Source organism: Nonomuraea sp. B10E15, from assembly GCF_039871615.1.
GTDB lineage: Bacteria > Actinomycetota > Actinomycetes > Streptosporangiales > Streptosporangiaceae > Nonomuraea.
Map to the genome: position 1 here is coordinate 254,411 of NZ_JBDPMB010000009.1, position 18,453 is coordinate 272,863.

Here is an 18,453-nt window from a genome sequence, read left to right on the forward strand (position 1 = left end):
GATGGTGTGCGATGAGGTATGCGGGGCTGGCGCTCGCGTTCGTGGGGTCGTGGTGTTTCGCGTTCGCCGGGCCGATGGCCAAATACCTCATCGCTGCCGGGCTGGCGCCGATGGAGGCCGTCTGGACGCGGATGGCGGGGGCGGGGCTGCTGCTGGTGGCCGTGCTCGCCGTGGTGAGGCCGAGCGCGCTGCGGATCGCCCGGTCCAAACTGCCGTTCTTCGGCCTTTACGCGCTCATGGGCGTCGCGGGCGTGCAGTCGCTGTACTTCGTGGCCATCACCAGGCTGCCGGTGGGGGTCGCGCTGCTGCTGGAGTTCATGGCGCCGGTGATGGTGGTGGCCTGGGTGCGGGTCGTGCGCAGGATCAGGCTCGCCCGGGCCGCGTACGTCGGAGCGGTCGTGGCGGTCGTGGGCCTCGCGATCGTGGTCGAGGCCTGGCAGGGGCTGCGGATCGATGCGCTGGGCCTGCTGCTCGGCCTGCTGGCCGGGGCGTGCTGCGCCGGATATTTCCTGATGTGCGATGGCTTCGGCGACGACATCGACCCGCTGGGCCTGATCGCGTGGGGTCTGCTGGGCGCTGCCGTCCTGCTGATCCCGGTCTCGCAGCCCTGGAACATCCCATGGGAGGCCTTCACGGTCTCCGCCACCCCGGAGGGCGCCGTCACGCTGCCGGTGATCGGGGCCTACCTCTGCATGGCGGTCGTCGCGACCTCGATGGCGTACATCCTGAGCATGTACGCCGTGCGGCGGTTGTCGGCCGCCGTGGGAGCCACGGTGGCGTCCCTGGAGGTCATCGCGGGCGCGGTGGTGGCCTGGGCGCTGGTCGGGGAGACGCTCGGCGTGTTCCAGATCGTGGGAGGGCTGATCGTGCTCTCGGGTGCGCTGCTCGCTCAGACCGCCACCGCCTCCGCCCAGCCCTCGGAGGAGCCCGAACCCCAGGTCATCGAGGAACCGGCCGCGGTCACCGCTCCGGGGTGAGGCGCACGACGGTGCACTCGCGGGCCCAGCGCTCGGTGAGGCCCTCGCCGTCGCGGGCGTTGAGCCGCTCCTTCGCCAGCACCGCCACGGCGTCGGCGTCCGAGGCCTGGTCGACGACCGACACCGCGGCGTCGAACTCCACCAGCCTGGCTCCGTTGTCCTTGCTGCGCAGCGTGACACGGACCCGGTCGAGCCGGTCGAGACCGGGCAACTGCTGCTCCTCGCCGCCCGTCACGACGTAGATCGCGCCGTCGTGCCAGGAGTGCCAGGCCAGCCGCGGGCGGTCGAGGGTGAGCCAGAGGATGCCCGACTTCTTCGCGCCCTCTTGGATCGCAGAGGTGTTGTCGCTCACAGCTCCGACTGTACGGCCGAGCCGGGGCCGCGGACGAGTACCGTGTGCGCATGCGCTCCCGTCGTTCGGTGCTCGCCGTGCCAGGCAGCAACCCCCGTTTCCTCGACAAGGCCCAGACCCTGCCCGTCGACGAGGTCTTCCTCGACCTGGAGGACTCCGTCGCGCCCCAGGCCAAGGAGGAGGCGCGCAAGAACATCGTGACCGCGTTGCGCGAGGGCGACTGGTCGGGCAAGACGCGGGTGGTCCGGGTCAACGACCTCACCACCCAGTGGACCTACCGCGACGTGATCGAGGTCGTCGAGGGCGCGGGGGAGTTCGTCGACTGCCTGATGCTGCCCAAGGTCCAGGACTCCACCGAGGTCGTCTGGCTCGACACGCTGCTCACCCAGATCGAGAAGGCCATGGGCCACGAGGTGGGCCGCATCGGCATCGAGGCGCAGATCGAGAACGCGCGCGGGCTGGTCAACGTCGACGCCATCGCGGGGTCGTCGCGGCGGCTGGAGACGCTGGTCTTCGGCCCGGCCGACTTCATGGCCTCGATCAACATGCGCACGCTCGTCGTCGGCGAGCAGCCGCCCGGCTACGTCGAGGGCGACGCCTACCACTACATCCTCATGCGCCTGCTCATGGCGGCCAGGATGCACGACCTGCAGGTGATCGACGGCCCCTACCTGCAGATCAAGGACGTCGAGGGCTTCGTGAAGGTGGCGCGCAGGGCGGCCGCGCTCGGGTTCGACGGCAAGTGGGTGCTGCATCCCTCCCAGGTCGACGCGGCCAACGAGGTGTTCTCGCCGGCGCAGGAGGACTATGACCACGCCGAGCTCATCTTGGAGGCGTACGACTACTACACCACGGTCGAGAAGCGCGGCGCGGTCATGCTGGGCGACGAGATGATCGACGAGGCCTCCCGCAAGATGGCGCTCGTCGTGGCGGCCAAGGGGCGGGCCGCCGGGCTGACCCGTACGACCTCCTTCACACCTTGAAGCCGATGGCGGTGAAGAACCAGAACGACGAGGTCAGCCAGAGCCCGACGAGCACCGTGAACGCCGCCCCGCCGAGCACCGGCAGCGTCCAGCCCGGCGCGCCGCGCTTGGGCAGGGCGAGCATCTTCGCGGTGAACACCCCGTAGAAGAAGCAGCCGAGCAGCGAGTGCACCAGCACCCTGGGCACGTCGTACTGCAGGCCCAGGGCATAGAGGCAGTGGAAGGCGACGGGGATCGTCAACAGGAAGGCGATCCGGCCCGACCAGCGGTGCACGCCGGGCGGGACGGTGACGCCGAGCCTGCCCCACATCGACAGGGCCGAGACCACCTGCACGATCGCCAGGACGAACGCGCCCGTGGTGAGCCAGACCTTCATCGACAGCGCGGCGGAGAAGCCGGCCACGCCGACCGCGAACCCGGTGGGCGTGTGGGCCCGCCCGAAGACGCCGAGCGCGACCACGACCAGCCCTCCGGCGATCAGCGGCCACAGCAGCGGGGTCAGGCTGCGGGAGGGCCGCTGGTGGATGGCTGTCATGACATCTCCTCGATGAAGCCGTCGACGTCCTTGGGGTAGACCGTGGTGTCGTCCACGGTGAGGGGGGTGGTGGGCCGCTCGCCGTCCAGCCGCGGGATGTCGAGCTGCTCCTCGCCGAGGACGGCGGCGCCGACCTGGGTGAAGCCGCCCTGCGGGTTCTTCAGGACGATCCAGCCCGCCCTGAGCTTGGCGCCCCTGACGATCGCGGTGGCGCGGTAGAGGCCCGACGGCTTGACGACCGTGGGCGCGACGAAGCTCCACTTCTCGCCGCCGAGGGCGACCGTGCCCCTGGCCTTGCCGCCTCCCAGCGCGGCCGTGACCTTGGCGCTGCCGAAGCCGGTCAGCGACAGCTCGCCCGCCGACTCCTTGCCCTTGAACCAGGCCTCGGTCCTTCCGTCGCAGAAATAGCCGATGGCCTTGCCGTTCCTGATCGAGAGGGCGATGAGGCCGCCGTTGCCCTTGACGCGCCCGCCGTAGTCGGCCCTGGTGATCTTCTTGGGCTCGGTGCGGGAGGGTGAGGGGGAGGGCTGCGCGGTGTTCGTCGCCGCGGGAGGCGACTCCGTGGTGTTCTCCTGCGCGGGGGTGGTCTCCTCTGCGGAGGGCGCCTCCGCGGCTGTGTTCGCGGCCGTGTTGTCGGCCGCGGGTGCCGCGTTGATGCTGGCGACACCGAGTCCCGCGGCGAGCACCGCGCCTGCCGCGAGGGTGATGACAGGTCCCAGCCTTGACATGGACTGCTCCCAGGTTCGAATGCCTACGATCCCGAGCATCCGCCTAAAAGAGCGCGCCGTCTGTGAACTAATGCTCACCAAGCGGACAGAATGGATGGATGCAGGAAAACCCAGGGCCACAGTTCCCGTACGGCGCGCCGCCGCCGGGCTACCCGTACCCGCCCCGACGCCAGCCCTGGTTCCTGCCGACACCGCGTGGGGCCCGCTACGACCACATGGCCAGGACCGCCGCGTCCCATCCGTGGCGGGCGATCGTCGGGACGCTCGTCATCGCCGCGGGGTTCTTCACGCTCGGCCTGGTGGTGGTGTTCGCGGGCATGCTGGTGTCGCTGCTGGCCGGCATCCCGTTCACGATCGAGCCCAGCGGGCAGCTTTCCGGCAATCCGGAGTTCGCTCTGGTGGTCCTGCTGCTGTCGCTCGCGCCGATGATCCTGCTCGTGCTCGGCACTGTGGCGCTCATCCAGCGCCGCCGCCCCGGCACGGTCTCGTCCGTGGCCGGGCGGCTGCGCTGGTCCTGGATGGCGCGCTGCGCGGGGCTGGCGGTCCTGGCGCTGGCGGCCGGCCAGGGCACGCAGTTGCTGGTCATGTCGGCCTCGGGCGAGAGCAGCGAGATGTTCGGCTGGGCCGGTTGGGAGGGTTTCCTGCCGGCGTTGATCGTGATCGTGCTGCTGGTGCCCTTCCAGGCGGCCGCCGAGGAGTACGTCTTCCGCGGCTGGTTCGTGCAGGCGGTGGGCGCGCATGTGCGCAATCCGATCTGGTCGATCCTCATCGGGGCGGCGTTGTTCGCGTCGTTGCACGGGTATCAGCCGGCCGGGCTGGTCGACGTGTTCGTGTTCGGGGCGGTGATGGGATGGCTGACGGTGCGGACGGGGGGTCTGGAGGCGGCGATCGGGTTGCACGTCATGAACAACGTGCTCGCCTTCGGGCTGAGCGCGGCGGCCGGCAGCCTGGAGGAGGCCCTCGACCAGCCGAACGTGCCGGTGCCCTGGCAGGCGCTGCTGGGTACCGCGGTGCAGCTCGCGGTTTACGCGGGCGGTGTGTTGCATCTAGCCAAAAAGCGGTCAATAAGCACTGTTTCTGGATAAATCAGGCACGGGGTGCCGGGAATCTCGCTAGAGAGGTCTCGCTATTCCGGCCGAGTCATGCTGGTCTGGATCCTGTGGGGACGGCGAGGGTTTCCCGGAGGTAGTCGTTTCGACCGTTCCCATGCCCGGACACGACCCGATTGATCGACGAGTTCCACCCGTACGACACGTTCGACGAGGAGGTACGGCGCGTGGCCTCCGGCCCCAGCGAACCGCCACGGCGACCGCCGGGTGACGACGACCCGCGTTCTGAGGGGGCGTCGGAACCGCAATCTTCTGAAGAGCCCAGGATCAGCCATGCGCCGCCGGGGCCCACCGACGACCGGGCCAGGGGATTACCGCTGGCATCACCGTGGGACATGCCGCCGTTCGCCGCTCCCGTCCCGGAGGACGAGCCGCAGGAACCGCCCAAGGGGCGCCGGCCGTACAGCTCGCCGACAGTGGATTCCGAGGTGGAGCCGCGCCGCCGCCCACGCCGCGTCGTCAACCGCCCCGACAAGCTCGTGGCGGGCGGCCCGCCCTCCGAACCGGAGCCGGACGCCGTCGAGGAGGAGGCGGAGGCGGAGGCGTTCCAGGGCACCCGCATCCCCCCGTACGTCCGGGTCTACCCCGTCGAGGAGCCCCCCGACGCCGAGCCGGTGCCCGAGCCGCGGGAGGAGCACCCGGAGGAGGGCGAGCCGGAGGTGCGGCGCGTCGGACGGCCGCCGTCGGGACGTCCCACACGCCCCGACCTCCTGGTCGCCACCGGACCGCCCCGCCCGCAGGGGTCGAGCGGCAGGCACCACAGGGGCCCGGCGCCGGCCGCCGTCCGCAGGGCGGGCCCCATGCGCCGCGGCAGCAGGGCGACCCCCATCGTCCTGTCAGTGGCCGCGGCGGTCCTGGTGGCCGCCGGCGTGCTCGTGTGGCAGTGGAGCGGCGACGAGGCCCCCGGCCTGCGCCTGGAGGCGGGCACCGGGCGTTCGGGCGACGAGTTGTTCACCGTGGCCGCCGCGGGCGACGGCGTCAACCAGAAGCTCAACGACATGGCCTCGGCGGGCCGGGCGGTGGTGGCGGTCGGCAGCGACACGACGAGCCCCACGCCGCGCCCGCTGTTCCTGTTCTCGCCGGACGCAGGCAAGACCTGGCAGCTCGGGCAGGTGAACGGCGTCTCCTCGCCCACGGTCCAGCGGGTTGTGGGCGGCGACGGGCGGTGGCTGGCCAGCGGCGGCGACGGCCTGGCGGGCGAGCGCGGCCTGTGGACCAGCACCGACGGGTTCAGCTGGACGGCCGTGGAGCAGCCGGGCGGGGCCGCGTTCCGGGCCGGTGACCACATTCACGACATCGCGCGGACGGCCTCGGGGTTCGTCGCGGTGGGGCGTACGACGGGGGAGGACGGCGGGTCCGGGCCCGCGGCCTGGCGCTCGGACGACGGCGCCAGGTGGGAGCGCGTCGAGACCAGAGGGCTGGAAGTGGGCGAGATCAGAGCCGTGGTGGCCAGGGGCGACACCGTCGTGGCCGTCGGGCAACCCGCGGTCGGCGAGGGATCGCGGGTGCTGCGCTCGGCTGACGGCGGCCGTCACTGGCAGGCGACCGGCTTCCAGCTCCCCGAGGCCGTGCCGCGCACCGGGACGCTGGGCCTGCTGCCCAAGCAGTTCGTCCTGGTGCCGACGCGGCAGCGCACGGTCACGGGTGACGTACGCGTCTACTGCTCGCCGACAGGGGCGCAGTGGAAGCAGTGCGGCACCATCGGCGGCCTGAGCGGCGAGAGCCCCGGCGTGGAGTCGCTGATCTCCTACAAGTCCGGCGTCGCGGCGATCACGCAGGCCGGCCTCGGCAGGTACACCGTGCTGACCAGTACGAACGCCCGCGACTGGGACAAGCGGGCCGACTTCGCGGACCTGCGGGGCTCGACCCTGCGCGGGTTCACGATCTCCGACAGCGGCACCCTGTTCGCCGGCGGCGACCAGGCGGCGTCCGACGTCGACAACCAGCTCGTGCTCATGGCCGCGCCTCCGCGCGGTGCGGCGGCGCGCGTCAAGCTCGGCGAGGTCGAGGGCCTGTCGCGGATCGCGCGCGAGACGACCGCGCTGGCCAGCTTCTCCGGCAGGTACGTCGCCGTCGGCTCGGCGTCCGGCGACGCCGGCCTGTGGACGATCAAGAACTGGCAGAGCTGGAAATCGATGAGCCTCGGCGGGCCGGGCAGGCAGTCGCTGGAGGACGTCACGCATGGGGAGCGGGGCTGGCTGGCGGTCGGCGCCACCGAGACGAACGTGGCCGTCACCGACCCCCTCCTCGTCACCTCCGCCGACGGCGAGAGCTGGAAGAGGCTCGACGTCTCCGGCGACCTGGCCCGCGACAAGGACCACCCCTCGCTGACGACGCACGTGGTGACGGCAGGCAAGCAGGGGTATGTCCTGGTGGGCGAGTCCAAGGACCAGGCGGGCGTGTCGAGCACGGCCATCTGGTTCACCCCTGACCTGCGCAAGTTCACCAGATCGGAGAAGTTGCCGCACGGCGGCTCCGGCGTGCGGGTCCACGACGCGGTCGCCAGTTCCGACGGCTTCGTGGCTGTGGGCGGCTCGGGCGCCGCCGAGCAGGAGAACAGCGTCGTGTGGCACTCCGACGACGGCGTCAACTGGACCGCTCGCGACGCGGTGTCCCCGCCCGGCGCCACCTCGGCGGGGCTGCGGCGGGTCACGGCGTACCAGGGCAAGCTGGTGGCGATCGGCACGGCGCTGGTGGACGGCGCGCGGCGGGCGTTCGCGGCCGCCTCCGACGACGACGGCGCCACGTGGCGTACGGCCTGGCTGCCCGCGGAGCAGGCGGCGGCGGTCTATGACCTGGCGGCGGCCGATGAGGGCCTGGTGGCGGTCGGCTGGCACGGCGCGCCCGGTGAGGGCGACAGCGCGGCCTGGACCTCGCAGGACGGGTTGTCGTGGAACCGGATGGAGCTGACGAAGGACAGGCTGGCGGGGCAGGGCATGCAGTGGTTGTCGGCGGTGGCGGTCTCGCGTGTCGACGCCTCAGGGGCGGAGGTGGTGGCCCTCGGCCGGTCGACGACGTACAACGCCGACCATCTGATCCTTTGGACCTCCAGCCTGTCCGCCAGCAGGTAGGAGCCGGCTAGCGCGGCAACACGCCCCAGCCCGTCAGCGTGTCGAGCAGTCCTTCGGTGAGCGGCAGCCGGGCCAGCTCGTCCATGCCGCACCACCGCACGTCCGCGGCGTCGTCACCGGCCGCGGGGGTTCCGCCGGTGACGGCCGCGAGATAGTCGCGGATCACGTACGTGACCCCGCCGGGTCCGGGGCGCTCAACCGCGCCGGCCAGGCGGCCCACCTCCACGTGCAGCCCCGTCTCCTCAAGGACCTCGCGCCGCAGTCCCGCGGCGTCGGTCTCGCCGGGCTCCAGCCTGCCGCCGGGGATGGACCACAGGCCCATGCCGGGCGGATGCCCCCGCTGCACAAGGAGAATTCGGTCAAAGGCATCAAAAACTATCGCCCCAATACAATTTACGCGCACATGACCAAGATTACGACGAGATAACGAGAACCGCCCTTGACGCAACGCCGCAGAAGGAAGCACCGTGGGTAGCTGTGAGAGCGGCTGCAACCTGCCCACGATGTTCTGGCCGGCTTCACGAGCCGAGCGCCTGGTCGAGTGCGTATCGATGCGACACGCACGGGGATGTCCTGCCCTATCAGCCTCCATGGCCGCCGACCAGCACGGCGCTGGAGGCGATCCGCAAGAGCTCCGTGGTTCCCGTGTGGCTGCCATGGCCGTTGCCGGCCGGCTGGCTGGTGACCGGTTTCGGCGAGGTGGGCGACCAGCGCACCGGCGGTCGCGCCAGCGTGGTCGCGCTGAGCGGGCCGTCGCTCATGGAAGGGCCCGCCGACCTGCTCGTGATCGCGGAGGAGCCGGGCATCGGGCTGGGCGCGGCGTTCGCCGGCCTCGACGGCCCCGACCCGGGCTCGGGGTTCGACGCCGGCCCGCCGAACGCCAAGATCCAGGTGCTCGGCCATCCCACCGCCATGTGGTGCGTGAACGGGCAGGCCGACCGGGCGGTCTACGCCGGCGAGGCGCTCGGCAACTGGTTGTGGACGATCGCCTGGCCGGCCGACGCCGGCTGCCTCATCGCGCTGACCGAGCTGTCGCTGATCGACGCGCGGGATCACGACCTGGATGTCCCTTTCGGTGCGTTCTCTCCCCGGCTCGAGGAGTAGGACGGGCGACGGCGATTCGCGCTCTCGTGTAGACGGGCTAGAGTTCGGAGGCGTGACAGCGCGTATCGAGCGAGTGGTGACCGAGGGCGTCGTCGACATCGACGGCACCGAGCACAAGGTCGAGAACAACACCTGGATCGTGGGTGACGACGACGAAGTGATCGTCATCGACGCGGCGCGTGACGCCGACAAGATCCTTGAGCAGGTGGGCGAGCGTGAGGTGCTGGCCGTCATCTGCACGGCGGGCCTGCCCGACCACGTCGGCGCCGCCATCGAGGTGGCCAGCAGAGACGAGGCCGTGGTCGCCCTGCATCCCAAGGACAAGCCGCTGTGGCGGGAGACCTGGTCGGAGACCTGGCCCGACATCGACATGGAGGACGACGGCGTCTTCGAGGTGGCCGACGTCCAGCTCGACGTCATGGAGACCCCTGGCGTCACGCCCGGCGGCGTGTCGCTCTACTGCGAGGGGCTCGGCGCCGTGTTCACCGGCAAGGCCCTGCAGGCCGACGGCCCCGGCAAGCTGGGCGGCGAATATCCCGCCCTGGCCGACCAGCTGACCTCGATCGGCGGGCGGCTGTTCACGCTGCCCGGCGAGACGCGGGTGCTGGCCGTCCACGGCGACGAGGTCACGGTCGGCGACCTGGAGCCGCACTTCGACGACTGGGTGTCCGGGTCGCTGACCCGCGTCGACACCGAGCCCGCCGACGACGACGGCCCGCTCACCGACGGCACCAAGATCTCCGGCATCCGCCTCGGACCCGGCGACGAGTGAGGCCATGAGCAGGGTGGACGGGTCCCGTCCGGCCGCCTCGCGGGGTGAGGGCGGATGAACACGCAGCTTCCGCTGGAAGGGATGCCGCGGCGGCTCTACTCCTGCACGCCGTCGCGGCTGAACACCTGGCTCGACTGCCGCCGCCGCTACCGGTTCACCTATCTCGACCGGCCGCAGCCGTCAAAGGGCCCCGCCTGGGCGCACAACAGCGTCGGGGCGAGCGTGCACAACGCGCTGGCGGGCTGGTGGCGGGAGCCGTACGAACGCAGGACCCCGCTGACGGCGGCCGTCCTCGTCACGAACGGGTGGATCACCGAGGGGTTCAAGGACGCCGAGCAGTCGGGCCGGTGGCTGGGCCGCGCTCGCGACCTCGTGTCCGGATATGTCGCGACTTTAGATCCTGCTGACGATCCGGTCGGCGTCGAGCGCACGGTCGCCACCCGCACCAAGGTCGTCGCCCTGTCCGGCCGCATCGACCGGCTCGACCGGCGCGGCGACGAGCTGGTCGTGGTCGACTACAAAACCGGCCGCCGCCCGCTCACCCAGGACGACGCCCGTTCCTCGCTCGCCCTGGCCGCCTACGCCATCGCCGCCTCCACGATGATGCGCACGCCCTGCCGCACCGTCGAGCTCCACCACCTGCCGACCGGCGAGATCGTCCAGTGGCGGCACACCGACGAGTCGCTCACCCGCCACCTGCGGCGCGCGGAGGAGGTCGCGACCGAGGCCGCCGAGGCCGACGAACGCTACCGCGAGCTCGTGGCGGCGCCCGCGCGCAAACCCGCGGCCCCGCCAGGCGAGCGGCCGTCCACCCGGCCACCCGTCGGACCCGCCGCCGTGCCGGCGGAGGTCGACGAGCTGTTCGCGCCCGCCCCCGGCCCCATCTGCTCCTGGTGCGACTTCCGCCGCCACTGCCCCGAAGGGCAGGCCGCAGGGCCGGAGCGCCGCCCCTGGGACGGGCTTGCCGACTAGCCGGGCTCACCCCCTGGCGGCGAGGGCCGGACCGTGAAGGGCGTGGAGCGGTTACCGGCCGCGGTGGCGCTGGGCTCGCTGTTCAACCCGCTGAACTCATCGATGATCGCGGTCGCCCTGGCCGGCATCGAGGCCGAGTTCGACGTCGGGATCGCCGCCGTCACCTGGCTGGCCGGGGGCTTCTACTTCATCGGCATCATGGTGCCGCCGCTGATGGGAACGCTGGCGGACCGGTTCGGGCCGAGACTGGTGTTCTGCGCCGGGCTGGTGACGATGGCCGTCACCGGCGTGCTGGCCGCGCTCGCGCCCACCTACCCGGCCCTGGTGGCGGTGCGGCTCCTGCAGGCGTTCGGCAGCTGCGCCACCATGCCCGCGGGCATGGTGATCGTGCAGGCGGCGATGGCCGACGCCGACGGCAGGCCGCCGCCGCGCGTCATCGCGATGATCTCGATGGTGCTCACCGCCAGCGCCGCCATCGGACCCGTGCTCGGCGGATTCCTGATCTCCTTATGGGGATGGCGGGCGATCTTCCTGGTCAACGTGCCGCTCGCGGCGGTCGCGTTCGCCGCCGCCCTGCGGTGGCTGCCCAAGGTGCGCGTGGACGGCGCACGGCAGGCCCTGCTGCCGCGCCAGAACCCGCGGCTGCTGGCCACCTACGGCCAGTACGCGCTCGTCAACGTGGTCTTCTACCTGGCGTTCCTCGCGCTGCCGCTCTGGGCGCAACAAGTCGGCGGCGTGCCCGCGCACGTCGCCGGGCTGCTGGTGCTGCCGCTGTCCGTGCTGGCGATCGTCGCGACCCCCGTCGCGGTGACGCTGGCGGCCAGGCTCGGCATGCGGGCCGTGCTGGTGGTGAGCGGCGCGCTGCTGGTGGCGGGATCCTGCGCGATGCTCGCGGTCGGCCCCGTCATGCTGGTGCCGGTGGTCGCGGCGCTGCTGGGCGTGGCGTCGGCCTTCAGCCAGTTCGGGCTCAACTCGCTGGTCTTCGTGCACGCGGGCGGGCGCGACACGGGCAGTGCGGTGGGTTTCTTCCAGGCGTCCCGCTACGTGGGTGCGGCGACCGCGTCCGCGCTGCTCGGCGTGCTGTTCGACGGGACGAGCCTGGACACGGGCGGCTGGGCCATGGCAGGCGTGTCAGCCGCGGTGCTGGTCGCGGGCGTGCTCGCGCCCGTCAGGCGGCCGGGAACTTCGGCCAGCGGCGGGGATCGGTCAGCCCCTTGAGGCCTCTGCTCACGTCGTAGCCGGCGGCGCCGAGCCGCTCCCTGGAGGCCCGCAACATCCGCCGCGTGGCCGGCATGAACGCACGGTCGTGCACGGGCTCGGGCAGCGCGTTCATGGCCAGCCTGAACGCCACGAGCCCGGCCGTCACGGCCGCCGCGGGCACCTCGGGCAGCGCGCCGTACATGCGCCTGGCCCAGTCGGGCAGCGTGAAGTAACAGAGCGCGCCGAAGGGGAAGTAGCCGGGTTTGCCGGGGGACAGCAGCCTGAGCTCGCGCGGCAACCGCGGCCACATCAGGAAGCGCACGGTCGAGGCCGCCTCCTCCGTCACGCGCAGGCTGGGGCGCATCTGCTTGAAGTAGGCGTCCATCTCCGCGCACGAGCCGGGCACGTCGTCGAGATGCAGGCCGACGTACGTGGCGCTCTTGCGCTGCTCGCGCAGGTAGCGGTCGGCCTGCCGCTCGGTCAGCCCGAGCCCGCCGCGCCTGGCCACCTCGAGGTACGACGAGACCTCCGCGCAGTGCACCCAGAGCAGCAGCTCGGGGTCATCGACCCGGTGCGTCCCGCCGGTGTCGGGATCGTGGACGCGCAGGGCCCGGTGGATGCCGCGCACCCGCCGGCCGATCTCGTCGGCCTCCTCCGGGCTGCCGAACGTCACCCGGCCCACGAAGTCGGCGGTGCGGCGCAGGCGGCCGAAAGGATCGTCCTGGAAGGTGGAGTTCTGCCAGACGCCGCGCATCGCCAGCGGGTGCAGCGCCTGCAACATGAGCCCGCGTACGCCGCCGACCCACATCGAGCGGTCGAGATGCACCTGCCACGTCGCGCTCTGCGGCGGCTGGACGACGATGTCTTCGATGCCCCTCATGGTGAACGCAGGATTACACGGCAGTGGACCTTGTGTCCAAGTACTGTTTCTCGGCCGAATTCCAGAACCTCACCAGCGCCGCCGCCGTCGTCTCCGGCGCCTCCACGGCGGGGGAGTGCACCGCGCCCGGCACGACCACGGAGTCGGCTCCGAGCCTGGCGGCCATGTCCGACTGCGCCTCCGGCGGCCATCCGTCGTCGTGCTCGCCGTACAGGACGAGCGTGGGCACCTCGATCTGGCGCAGCTCGTCGGTGCGGTCGCGCATGGTCAGCACCTGCTCGGCCATCCGTGCCAGGCCGGTCGGCGAGTTGCTGATCAGGCGCCTGTGCAGGAACTCCCTGATGTCGTCGGACACGTCGCCGGCCAGCGCCTCGGGCTCGAACCTGTGGTGCCACAGGTGTTCCAGGCCCAGCGCCGGCACCTCCTCGGCGATCGTCCTGGCGTTGCGCGCCCGCCGGCCCTCGATGGGGCCTGGACCCGAGCTCATCAGCGTGAACGACGCGAACTTCGTCACCCCGTCGATCACCGCCTCCCTGGCCACCAGGCCGCCGAAGGAGTGGCCCACCAGGTGCACGGGCTCGCCGCCGCCGACGACCTGGGCGAGCGTGTCGATGTCGGACCCGAGCGCGGCGCACGTGTAGGCCCTGGGATCGTCCGGGCCCGGCGTTTCGTACTGGCCGCGCAGGTCGACGACCACCACCCGGCGGCCCGACTGGGCCAGCGTCATCAGGACCGCGAGGAAGTCCTCCTTGCTGCCCGTCAGGCCGGGGACCAGCAGCGCGGGCCAGCGCTCGATCACACCACTGACCGGAACCGCCTCCAGGACCGCGAACGTGCCCTGTGGCGTTTCGATCTTCTGTGATGCGACGCCAGGCGGCAGGTCGAGGAATCGCGGCGTACTCACGTGGGGCAACAATACCCAGAGGTCAGCGCCTCGACACCGGCATGGCCACGACGCCGGTGCGAGTTCTCAGGAGAGACGAGCTGTACGCGGTGCGGGAAACCCTCCCGTCTGGGGCCTGGGACGCCCCCAGACCCCCGCGGCGGGCGCTGAGCGCCTCCTGGGGCCGCCTGCGTACGTGGGCGGGGTCATCTCGGCGGGTGCGCTGCGGCATCGTATGAGGGGCCCTTACGGCCCGTCGCCCGGCATGCGAGAGGCGCGCACCCGCTCGGGGTGCGCGCCTCTCGCGTCGCCTCCTAGCCGGTGCGGCGGCGGTTGCCGCCACCGCCGTTGCCGCCACGGGACTGGCGCCGCTGCTGCTTGCGCTCGGTCGCCGCGGACGGGGCGATGTCGTCGTCGTCCGTGGCCAGATCGGGTGACTGGAAGATCACCGCGAACGGGCTCGGCGGGATGATGCGGTCGGGCTCCTTGCGCGCCGGTGGCGGCGGCGTCGACAGGAAGCTCGGCTCGCCCGCGGCCGGCGTCACCGGCTCGGGCCCAGTAGTGGGTGCGGTAGTGGGCCCGGTAGTGGGCCCGGTAGTGGGCCCGGTAGTGGGCCCGGTGATGGGCTCGCTGACAGGCGCGGCGGGAGCGACCGGCGCTGACTCGGCTCCGGCGTCGCGCTTCGAGCGGGTGCCGGCACCGGTGCCGGGCCCGGTGATGGGCCCGGTGATGGGCCCGGTGATGGACCCGGTGTCGGCCTCGGGCTTGGCGGACCGGCGTGAGCGGGTGGGCTTCGCCGGCGCCTCCGGCGAATCGGCCAGCGCCTGCTCGATCGCCGTGGACGCCGCCCCCCTGCGGGTGCGGCTCCGCTTCGGCTCGGCGGCCTGGATCTCGTCCGGCGAGAAGATGGCGGGAGTCTCCTCCGTCTTGGCCTTCACGGGCTCGACCTCCGTCGTCTCGGCGGGTGCGGTCTCCGCCAGCTCCCTGCCGCCGCGGGTGCGGCGGCGCTGGCGCGGCGTGCGGGCGGGGCGCTCCTCGCGCTCGTCGCGGCGGCGGCCGCCGCGCCCGCGGATCCTGCCGGTCTCACCGAGGTCCTCGATGCGCTCCGCGGACAGCCCCGCGCGCGAGCGGCTCGCGTGCGGCAGGACGCCCTTGGTGCCCTCGGGGATGTCGAGCTCGGTGTAGACGTGCGGCGAGGTGGAGTAGGTCTCCTCGGGTTCGGCGAAGTCGAGCCCGAGCATCTGGTTGATCATCTTCCAGCGGGTCAGCTCCTCCCACTCCACGAACGTGACCGAGATGCCCGTGCGCCCGGCCCGGCCGGTGCGGCCGATGCGGTGCACGTAGGTCTTGTCGTCGGTGGGGCAGTCGTAGTTGACCACGTGGGTGACGTCGTCGATGTCGATGCCGCGGGCGGCCACGTCGGTGGCCACCAGCACGTCGATCTTGCCGTTGCGGAACGCCCGCAGCGCCTGTTCGCGCTGGCCCTGACCGAGGTCGCCGTGCACGGCCGCGACCGCGAAGCCGCGGGTGTCGAGCTGCTCGGCGACCATGTCGCAGGCTCGCTTGGTCTCGCAGAAGACCATGGTGAGCCCGCGGCCCTCGGCCTGCAGCAGCCGGCCGAGGATCTCGATCTTGTCCATGCGGTGGACACGCCACACGAGCTGGCGGGTGAGCGGCGTGGTCTCGCCCTCGCCGCTTTCGAGCTCCGCGCGTACGTGTGTCGGGCGGTTGAGGTATTTGCGCGACAGCGCGACGATCTCGCCCGGCATGGTGGCCGAGAACAACATCGTCTGCCGCTGCGCCGGGATCAGCTTGAAGATCCGTTCGATGTCGGGCAGGAAGCCGAGGTCGAGCATCCGGTCGGCCTCGTCGAGGACGAGGGTGGTGACCTGGCTCAGGTCGAGATGCTTCTGCTTGACCAGGTCGAGCAGGCGGCCGGGGGTGCCGACGATGACGTCGACCCCGGCCTTGAGCGCCTCGATCTGCGGCTCGTACGCCCGCCCGCCGTAAACGGTCAGAACCCGGGAACCGAGCTTGCCCGCGGCGGTGACGAGGTCTTCGCTGACCTGGACGGCCAGCTCGCGGGTCGGTACGACGACCAGCCCGCGCGGCTTCTTGCGGTTTTTGCGCGGCTTGCCGATGCCTTGCAGCATGGCGATGCCGAACGCGTAGGTCTTTCCCGTGCCCGTGCGTGCCTGACCGATGAGGTCCTGGCCGCTCAGCGCGAGCGGGAGTGCCATTTCCTGGATGGGAAACGGTGCGACGATGCCCTCGGTCTCAAGGGCATCGGCGATCTCTGGTGTGACTCCGAGGTCTCGGAAAGTCGTCAGCGTGGCCTGCCTCAGTCTCAAATGAAGGCGGGCCTGCCGGGACCGACGGGCGGAAAACAGCCCCCGTGTCGTGGGTCCGCGCGGTAGAGCCAGCCCTCTCGCGTCATCAGCGACCGCGCACCCGGGGAACGGGGGTCAATCGGGGGAAACCCCCCGAATTTACACAGTGCGGTCGCACTTTCACAGAGCAGTGTACTCGATACCACAACGCTGACCGAGCTTACGTATGTTCCCGAAGATTCCCCCAAGTACGCTGCCTTGTTATGAAGGAGTCTCCTGGAGTCGTCGACCTGCTCGGTGTGCTGGCCTACGCGGAGTTGAGCGCCCACGCGCGGATGACCGAGGACGCCGCGTCTCTTGCGCCCTCTCTCGCCGACCGGGCGGCGCTCAGCGAGCTGGCCGTCACCGAATTCGCCCACTTCCGCCTGCTGCGCGACCGGCTCGCCGAACTGGGCGCCGATCCCGCCGAGGCGATGACGCCGTTCGTCGCGGCGCTGGACGCCTGGCACGCGCAGACCAGGCCGGCCGACTGGCTGCAGGCGCTGGTCAAGACGTATGTGGGAGACGGCATCGCGCTCGACTTCTACCGGGAGGCGGCCAGGCACCTCGACCCGTCGATCGCCAAGCTGGTCGACGAGGTGCTGGTGGACGAGGGCCGGTCGAAGTTCGCGGTCGAAGGGGTGCGGGCGGGCATCCAGGCGGACCCGGCGGCGAGCGGGCGGCTGGCGTTGTGGGCGCGACGGCTCGTCGGCGAGGCGCTCAGCCAGGGCCAGCAGGTGGCCTCGGCCCGGCCGGAGCTGGCGCTGCTGTTGATGGAGTCGGCCGGCGAGGGCCAAACGGATATATCCCGACTTTTCGCGAAGTTGACCGAGGCGCACAACAAGCGTATGGCGGCCATGGGCATCTGAGGCAGGCGCGTTGCCCGCATAGGGCGGCGCAAGGGCACGCAACGGTTGTACCGTGCCAGACATGAGGGCCTCGCGCCGCTACGGCAGTATCTTGACGAGATGTGAGCCGGCCCGCTGGACACCGCGGGCGGTGCTGCGGAGACAGAGCGCGGCCTGCCCGGCCACGGAGCCCAGGCGAGATGCCGTGCCCCGGCCGCGCAGGCCCCGGGGTTGCCTGATCGGCAAGCCGCCCGCGCAGGGCTGAGCCGGGAGCCGAGCCAAACCGGTGCGGGCATGGCGGAGCCGCGCACGTGGGTGAGGGGGAGGCGGGGCACGGCGCGTGCGCCGCACCCCGCTCACAAGCCTTTAGAGCGTGCCGCCGAACCCGACCGGCCGCGACTCGTCCTCACCGATCTCGATGAACCCGAGCGATGCGACCGGCACGACGATGCGCCTGCCCTTGATGTCGGTCAGGGCGAACACGCCGCGCTCGACCGACAGTGCGTTTCTGATCTCCTCCTCCACCTGCTCTGCGGTGAGGTCGGTCTCGACAACGAGCTCGCGGTGCACGGAACGCACGCCGATCTTGATTTCCATCCTGGCTCCCTAGTCGACGGGGCTGGCTCACCCCAATGGTGACCGCTCGTCCCGGCGAGCACCGCCGGCGATCGCGCCCAGCGAACGGGTTATGCCGTACGCGGAAAACCGCTGATGCCGCGCCAGGCGAGCCGAGCCATGAGCTGCTCGGCCGCGTCCTTCGGGATCGAGCCCTGCGTGGTGACCCAGTAGCGGGCGCTCACCTCCGCCATGCCGACCAGGCCGACGCCGAGCAGGTGCGCCTCGTCGCTGGTGCACCCGGTGTCCTCCTGGATGACCGCGCTGACCATCTCGGCGCACTCGCGCAGCGACCGCTCCACCCGCTGCCGCACCGGCGCGACGTTGCGCAGATCGGACTCGAAGACCAGGCGGAACGCCTCGCCCTGGGTGGAGACGAAGTCGAAGAACGCGCTGAACGTGGCCTGCACGCGCAGTTTGTTCTCCTGAGTGGAGGCCAGCGCCTCGCGGCAGCGGTTGACCATGTCGTCGACGTGGAGGTCGAGCAGCGCCAGATAGAGCTCGAGCTTGCCGGGGAAGTGCTGGTAGAGCACCGGCTTGCTGACGCCTGCCCGGTCGGCGATCTCGTCCATGGCGGCCGCGTGGTAGCCGTTCTCGACGAACACTTCCTGCGCGGCGCTCAGCAGCTGCCGGCGTCGGGCGAGTCGGGGCAGCCGGGTGCCCCGGGGCTTCGCGTCCGGGGTTGCGGTCACGCGGGTCTCCATAGGTCTCTCAGCGGGGCTGTGCGGACATCCTACGGGCGCGTCAACGGGCCCTCGGTGACAACGGTCACAGACGAGCCGCCATCGCACAGGTCATAGCCGTGGAGCCGGCTCACCGGCACCGGCTCAGCGATAGTCGTCATCGTCGAGTTCCACGACGCGGTCCTGGTCGGCCGCGTCGGCGGGATCGACGTCGAGCGGCAGCTCGCTGCGCAGCCTGCCGACGGGGCGGATCTCACGTTGCTGCTCGGCCGCGTCGGCCTCGGGCGTCTCGATCGAGAAACGCTCCTCTTCCTCTTCGTAGGTGCTCGCGTCCCCGCGTATGTCCATCTCTGACATGTCGGTCCCCCTCTT

Annotated in this window: 19 protein-coding genes; 9 read left to right on the top strand and 10 right to left on the bottom strand. The window is 71.4% G+C overall.

Features of this window, described 5'->3' with window-relative positions:
* Nucleotides 1–11 precede the first annotated feature (11 nt).
* Nucleotides 12–977 carry a DMT family transporter gene (locus ABGB14_RS25785; RefSeq protein ID WP_347646390.1) on the top strand — a complete coding sequence of 322 codons (966 nt, stop codon included), beginning with the start codon at nucleotides 12–14 and terminating at the stop codon, nucleotides 975–977.
* On the opposite strand, the gene ABGB14_RS25790 is transcribed toward ABGB14_RS25785, so the two are convergent.
* Nucleotides 961–1,329, bottom strand: coding sequence for a hypothetical protein (locus ABGB14_RS25790; RefSeq protein WP_347646391.1), 369 nt, complete (start codon nucleotides 1,327–1,329; stop codon nucleotides 961–963). The genes ABGB14_RS25785 and ABGB14_RS25790 overlap by 17 nt on opposite strands.
* A 50-nt stretch (nucleotides 1,330–1,379) precedes the next feature.
* Between ABGB14_RS25790 and ABGB14_RS25795 the strand changes: the two genes are divergently transcribed.
* Entirely contained in the window at nucleotides 1,380–2,312 is a 933-nt protein-coding gene (locus tag ABGB14_RS25795; protein WP_347646392.1) for a CoA ester lyase, read from the top strand.
* On the opposite strand, the gene ABGB14_RS25800 is transcribed toward ABGB14_RS25795, so the two are convergent.
* Nucleotides 2,302–2,847 carry a DUF6529 family protein gene (locus tag ABGB14_RS25800; protein ID WP_347646393.1) on the bottom strand — a complete coding sequence of 182 codons (546 nt, stop codon included), beginning with the start codon at nucleotides 2,845–2,847 and terminating at the stop codon, nucleotides 2,302–2,304. The genes ABGB14_RS25795 and ABGB14_RS25800 overlap by 11 nt on opposite strands.
* Complete coding sequence (locus ABGB14_RS25805; RefSeq protein ID WP_347646394.1) at nucleotides 2,844–3,575, bottom strand: hypothetical protein; 732 nt, start codon at nucleotides 3,573–3,575, stop codon at nucleotides 2,844–2,846. The genes ABGB14_RS25800 and ABGB14_RS25805 overlap by 4 nt, the downstream gene beginning before the upstream one ends.
* A 98-nt stretch (nucleotides 3,576–3,673) precedes the next feature.
* Here ABGB14_RS25805 and ABGB14_RS25810 point away from each other — a divergent pair, with 98 nt between their 5' ends.
* Complete coding sequence (locus ABGB14_RS25810; protein ID WP_347646395.1) at nucleotides 3,674–4,660, top strand: CPBP family intramembrane glutamic endopeptidase; 987 nt, start codon at nucleotides 3,674–3,676, stop codon at nucleotides 4,658–4,660.
* A 140-nt stretch (nucleotides 4,661–4,800) separates the two neighbouring features.
* A complete protein-coding gene (locus tag ABGB14_RS25815; protein WP_347646396.1) occupies nucleotides 4,801–7,755 on the top strand; it encodes a hypothetical protein in 2,955 nt (984 codons plus the stop codon).
* A 7-nt stretch (nucleotides 7,756–7,762) separates the two neighbouring features.
* Here the strand turns inward: ABGB14_RS25815 and ABGB14_RS25820 are convergent, their stop codons facing one another.
* Complete coding sequence (locus ABGB14_RS25820; RefSeq protein ID WP_347646397.1) at nucleotides 7,763–8,158, bottom strand: NUDIX hydrolase; 396 nt, start codon at nucleotides 8,156–8,158, stop codon at nucleotides 7,763–7,765.
* Between the two features lie 74 nt (nucleotides 8,159–8,232).
* Between ABGB14_RS25820 and ABGB14_RS25825 the strand changes: the two genes are divergently transcribed.
* Genes ABGB14_RS25825 through ABGB14_RS25840 form a run of 4 tightly spaced genes read left to right on the top strand, consistent with a single transcriptional unit; the run spans nucleotide 8,233 to nucleotide 11,821 of the window.
* Nucleotides 8,233–8,859 (top strand): DUF6758 family protein, encoded by a 627-nt coding sequence (locus tag ABGB14_RS25825; protein WP_347646398.1) that lies wholly within the window; start codon nucleotides 8,233–8,235, stop codon nucleotides 8,857–8,859.
* Nucleotides 8,860–8,911: 52 nt separating this feature from the next.
* Nucleotides 8,912–9,631: an MBL fold metallo-hydrolase gene (locus ABGB14_RS25830; RefSeq protein ID WP_347646399.1), complete on the top strand. Its 720-nt coding sequence runs from the start codon at nucleotides 8,912–8,914 to the stop codon at nucleotides 9,629–9,631.
* 54 nt (nucleotides 9,632–9,685) lie between these two features.
* A complete protein-coding gene (locus tag ABGB14_RS25835; protein ID WP_347646401.1) occupies nucleotides 9,686–10,603 on the top strand; it encodes a PD-(D/E)XK nuclease family protein in 918 nt (305 codons plus the stop codon).
* A gap of 42 nt (nucleotides 10,604–10,645) precedes the next feature.
* Complete coding sequence (locus ABGB14_RS25840) at nucleotides 10,646–11,821, top strand: MFS transporter (protein WP_347646402.1); 1,176 nt, start codon at nucleotides 10,646–10,648, stop codon at nucleotides 11,819–11,821.
* Here the strand turns inward: ABGB14_RS25840 and ABGB14_RS25845 are convergent.
* The 3 genes from ABGB14_RS25845 to ABGB14_RS25855 form a co-directional block, all read right to left on the bottom strand.
* Nucleotides 11,772–12,683 carry an oxygenase MpaB family protein gene (locus ABGB14_RS25845; RefSeq protein WP_347646403.1) on the bottom strand — a complete coding sequence of 304 codons (912 nt, stop codon included), beginning with the start codon at nucleotides 12,681–12,683 and terminating at the stop codon, nucleotides 11,772–11,774. The genes ABGB14_RS25840 and ABGB14_RS25845 overlap by 50 nt on opposite strands.
* Before the next feature lie 13 nt (nucleotides 12,684–12,696).
* Entirely contained in the window at nucleotides 12,697–13,587 is an 891-nt protein-coding gene (locus tag ABGB14_RS25850) for an alpha/beta hydrolase (protein WP_347646404.1), read from the bottom strand.
* Nucleotides 13,588–13,880: 293 nt separating this feature from the next.
* Entirely contained in the window at nucleotides 13,881–15,806 is a 1,926-nt protein-coding gene (locus ABGB14_RS25855) for a DEAD/DEAH box helicase (protein ID WP_347646405.1), read from the bottom strand.
* A 353-nt stretch (nucleotides 15,807–16,159) separates the two neighbouring features.
* Between ABGB14_RS25855 and ABGB14_RS25860 the strand changes: the two genes are divergently transcribed.
* Nucleotides 16,160–16,804: a ferritin-like fold-containing protein gene (locus ABGB14_RS25860; protein WP_347646406.1), complete on the top strand. Its 645-nt coding sequence runs from the start codon at nucleotides 16,160–16,162 to the stop codon at nucleotides 16,802–16,804.
* Nucleotides 16,805–17,149: 345 nt separating this feature from the next.
* Here the strand turns inward: ABGB14_RS25860 and ABGB14_RS25865 are convergent, their stop codons facing one another.
* The 3 genes from ABGB14_RS25865 to ABGB14_RS25875 all read right to left on the bottom strand — a co-directional run bounded on the left by ABGB14_RS25865 (nucleotide 17,150) and on the right by ABGB14_RS25875 (nucleotide 18,438).
* Nucleotides 17,150–17,380: a DUF3107 domain-containing protein gene (locus tag ABGB14_RS25865; protein WP_347646407.1), complete on the bottom strand. Its 231-nt coding sequence runs from the start codon at nucleotides 17,378–17,380 to the stop codon at nucleotides 17,150–17,152.
* Nucleotides 17,381–17,469: 89 nt separating this feature from the next.
* Nucleotides 17,470–18,090, bottom strand: a complete 621-nt coding sequence (locus tag ABGB14_RS25870) for a TetR/AcrR family transcriptional regulator (protein ID WP_165975053.1) — start codon at nucleotides 18,088–18,090, stop codon at nucleotides 17,470–17,472.
* Between the two features lie 135 nt (nucleotides 18,091–18,225).
* A complete protein-coding gene (locus ABGB14_RS25875) occupies nucleotides 18,226–18,438 on the bottom strand; it encodes a hypothetical protein (protein WP_347646408.1) in 213 nt (70 codons plus the stop codon).
* Nucleotides 18,439–18,453: the final 15 nt, after the last annotated feature.

Coding starts and splice junctions, on each gene's coding strand:
- ABGB14_RS25810 (WP_347646395.1), top strand. CDS start 3,674: ATGCAGGAAAACCCAGGGCCACAGTTCCCGTACGGCGCGCCGCCGCCG.
- ABGB14_RS25805 (WP_347646394.1), bottom strand. CDS start 3,575: ATGTCAAGGCTGGGACCTGTCATCACCCTCGCGGCAGGCGCGGTGCTC.
- ABGB14_RS25785 (WP_347646390.1), top strand. CDS start 12: ATGAGGTATGCGGGGCTGGCGCTCGCGTTCGTGGGGTCGTGGTGTTTC.
- ABGB14_RS25800 (WP_347646393.1), bottom strand. CDS start 2,847: ATGACAGCCATCCACCAGCGGCCCTCCCGCAGCCTGACCCCGCTGCTG.
- ABGB14_RS25845 (WP_347646403.1), bottom strand. CDS start 12,683: ATGAGGGGCATCGAAGACATCGTCGTCCAGCCGCCGCAGAGCGCGACG.
- ABGB14_RS25875 (WP_347646408.1), bottom strand. CDS start 18,438: ATGTCAGAGATGGACATACGCGGGGACGCGAGCACCTACGAAGAGGAA.
- ABGB14_RS25795 (WP_347646392.1), top strand. CDS start 1,380: ATGCGCTCCCGTCGTTCGGTGCTCGCCGTGCCAGGCAGCAACCCCCGT.
- ABGB14_RS25835 (WP_347646401.1), top strand. CDS start 9,686: ATGAACACGCAGCTTCCGCTGGAAGGGATGCCGCGGCGGCTCTACTCC.
- ABGB14_RS25860 (WP_347646406.1), top strand. CDS start 16,160: ATGAAGGAGTCTCCTGGAGTCGTCGACCTGCTCGGTGTGCTGGCCTAC.
- ABGB14_RS25855 (WP_347646405.1), bottom strand. CDS start 15,806: ATGGCACTCCCGCTCGCGCTGAGCGGCCAGGACCTCATCGGTCAGGCA.
- ABGB14_RS25865 (WP_347646407.1), bottom strand. CDS start 17,380: ATGGAAATCAAGATCGGCGTGCGTTCCGTGCACCGCGAGCTCGTTGTC.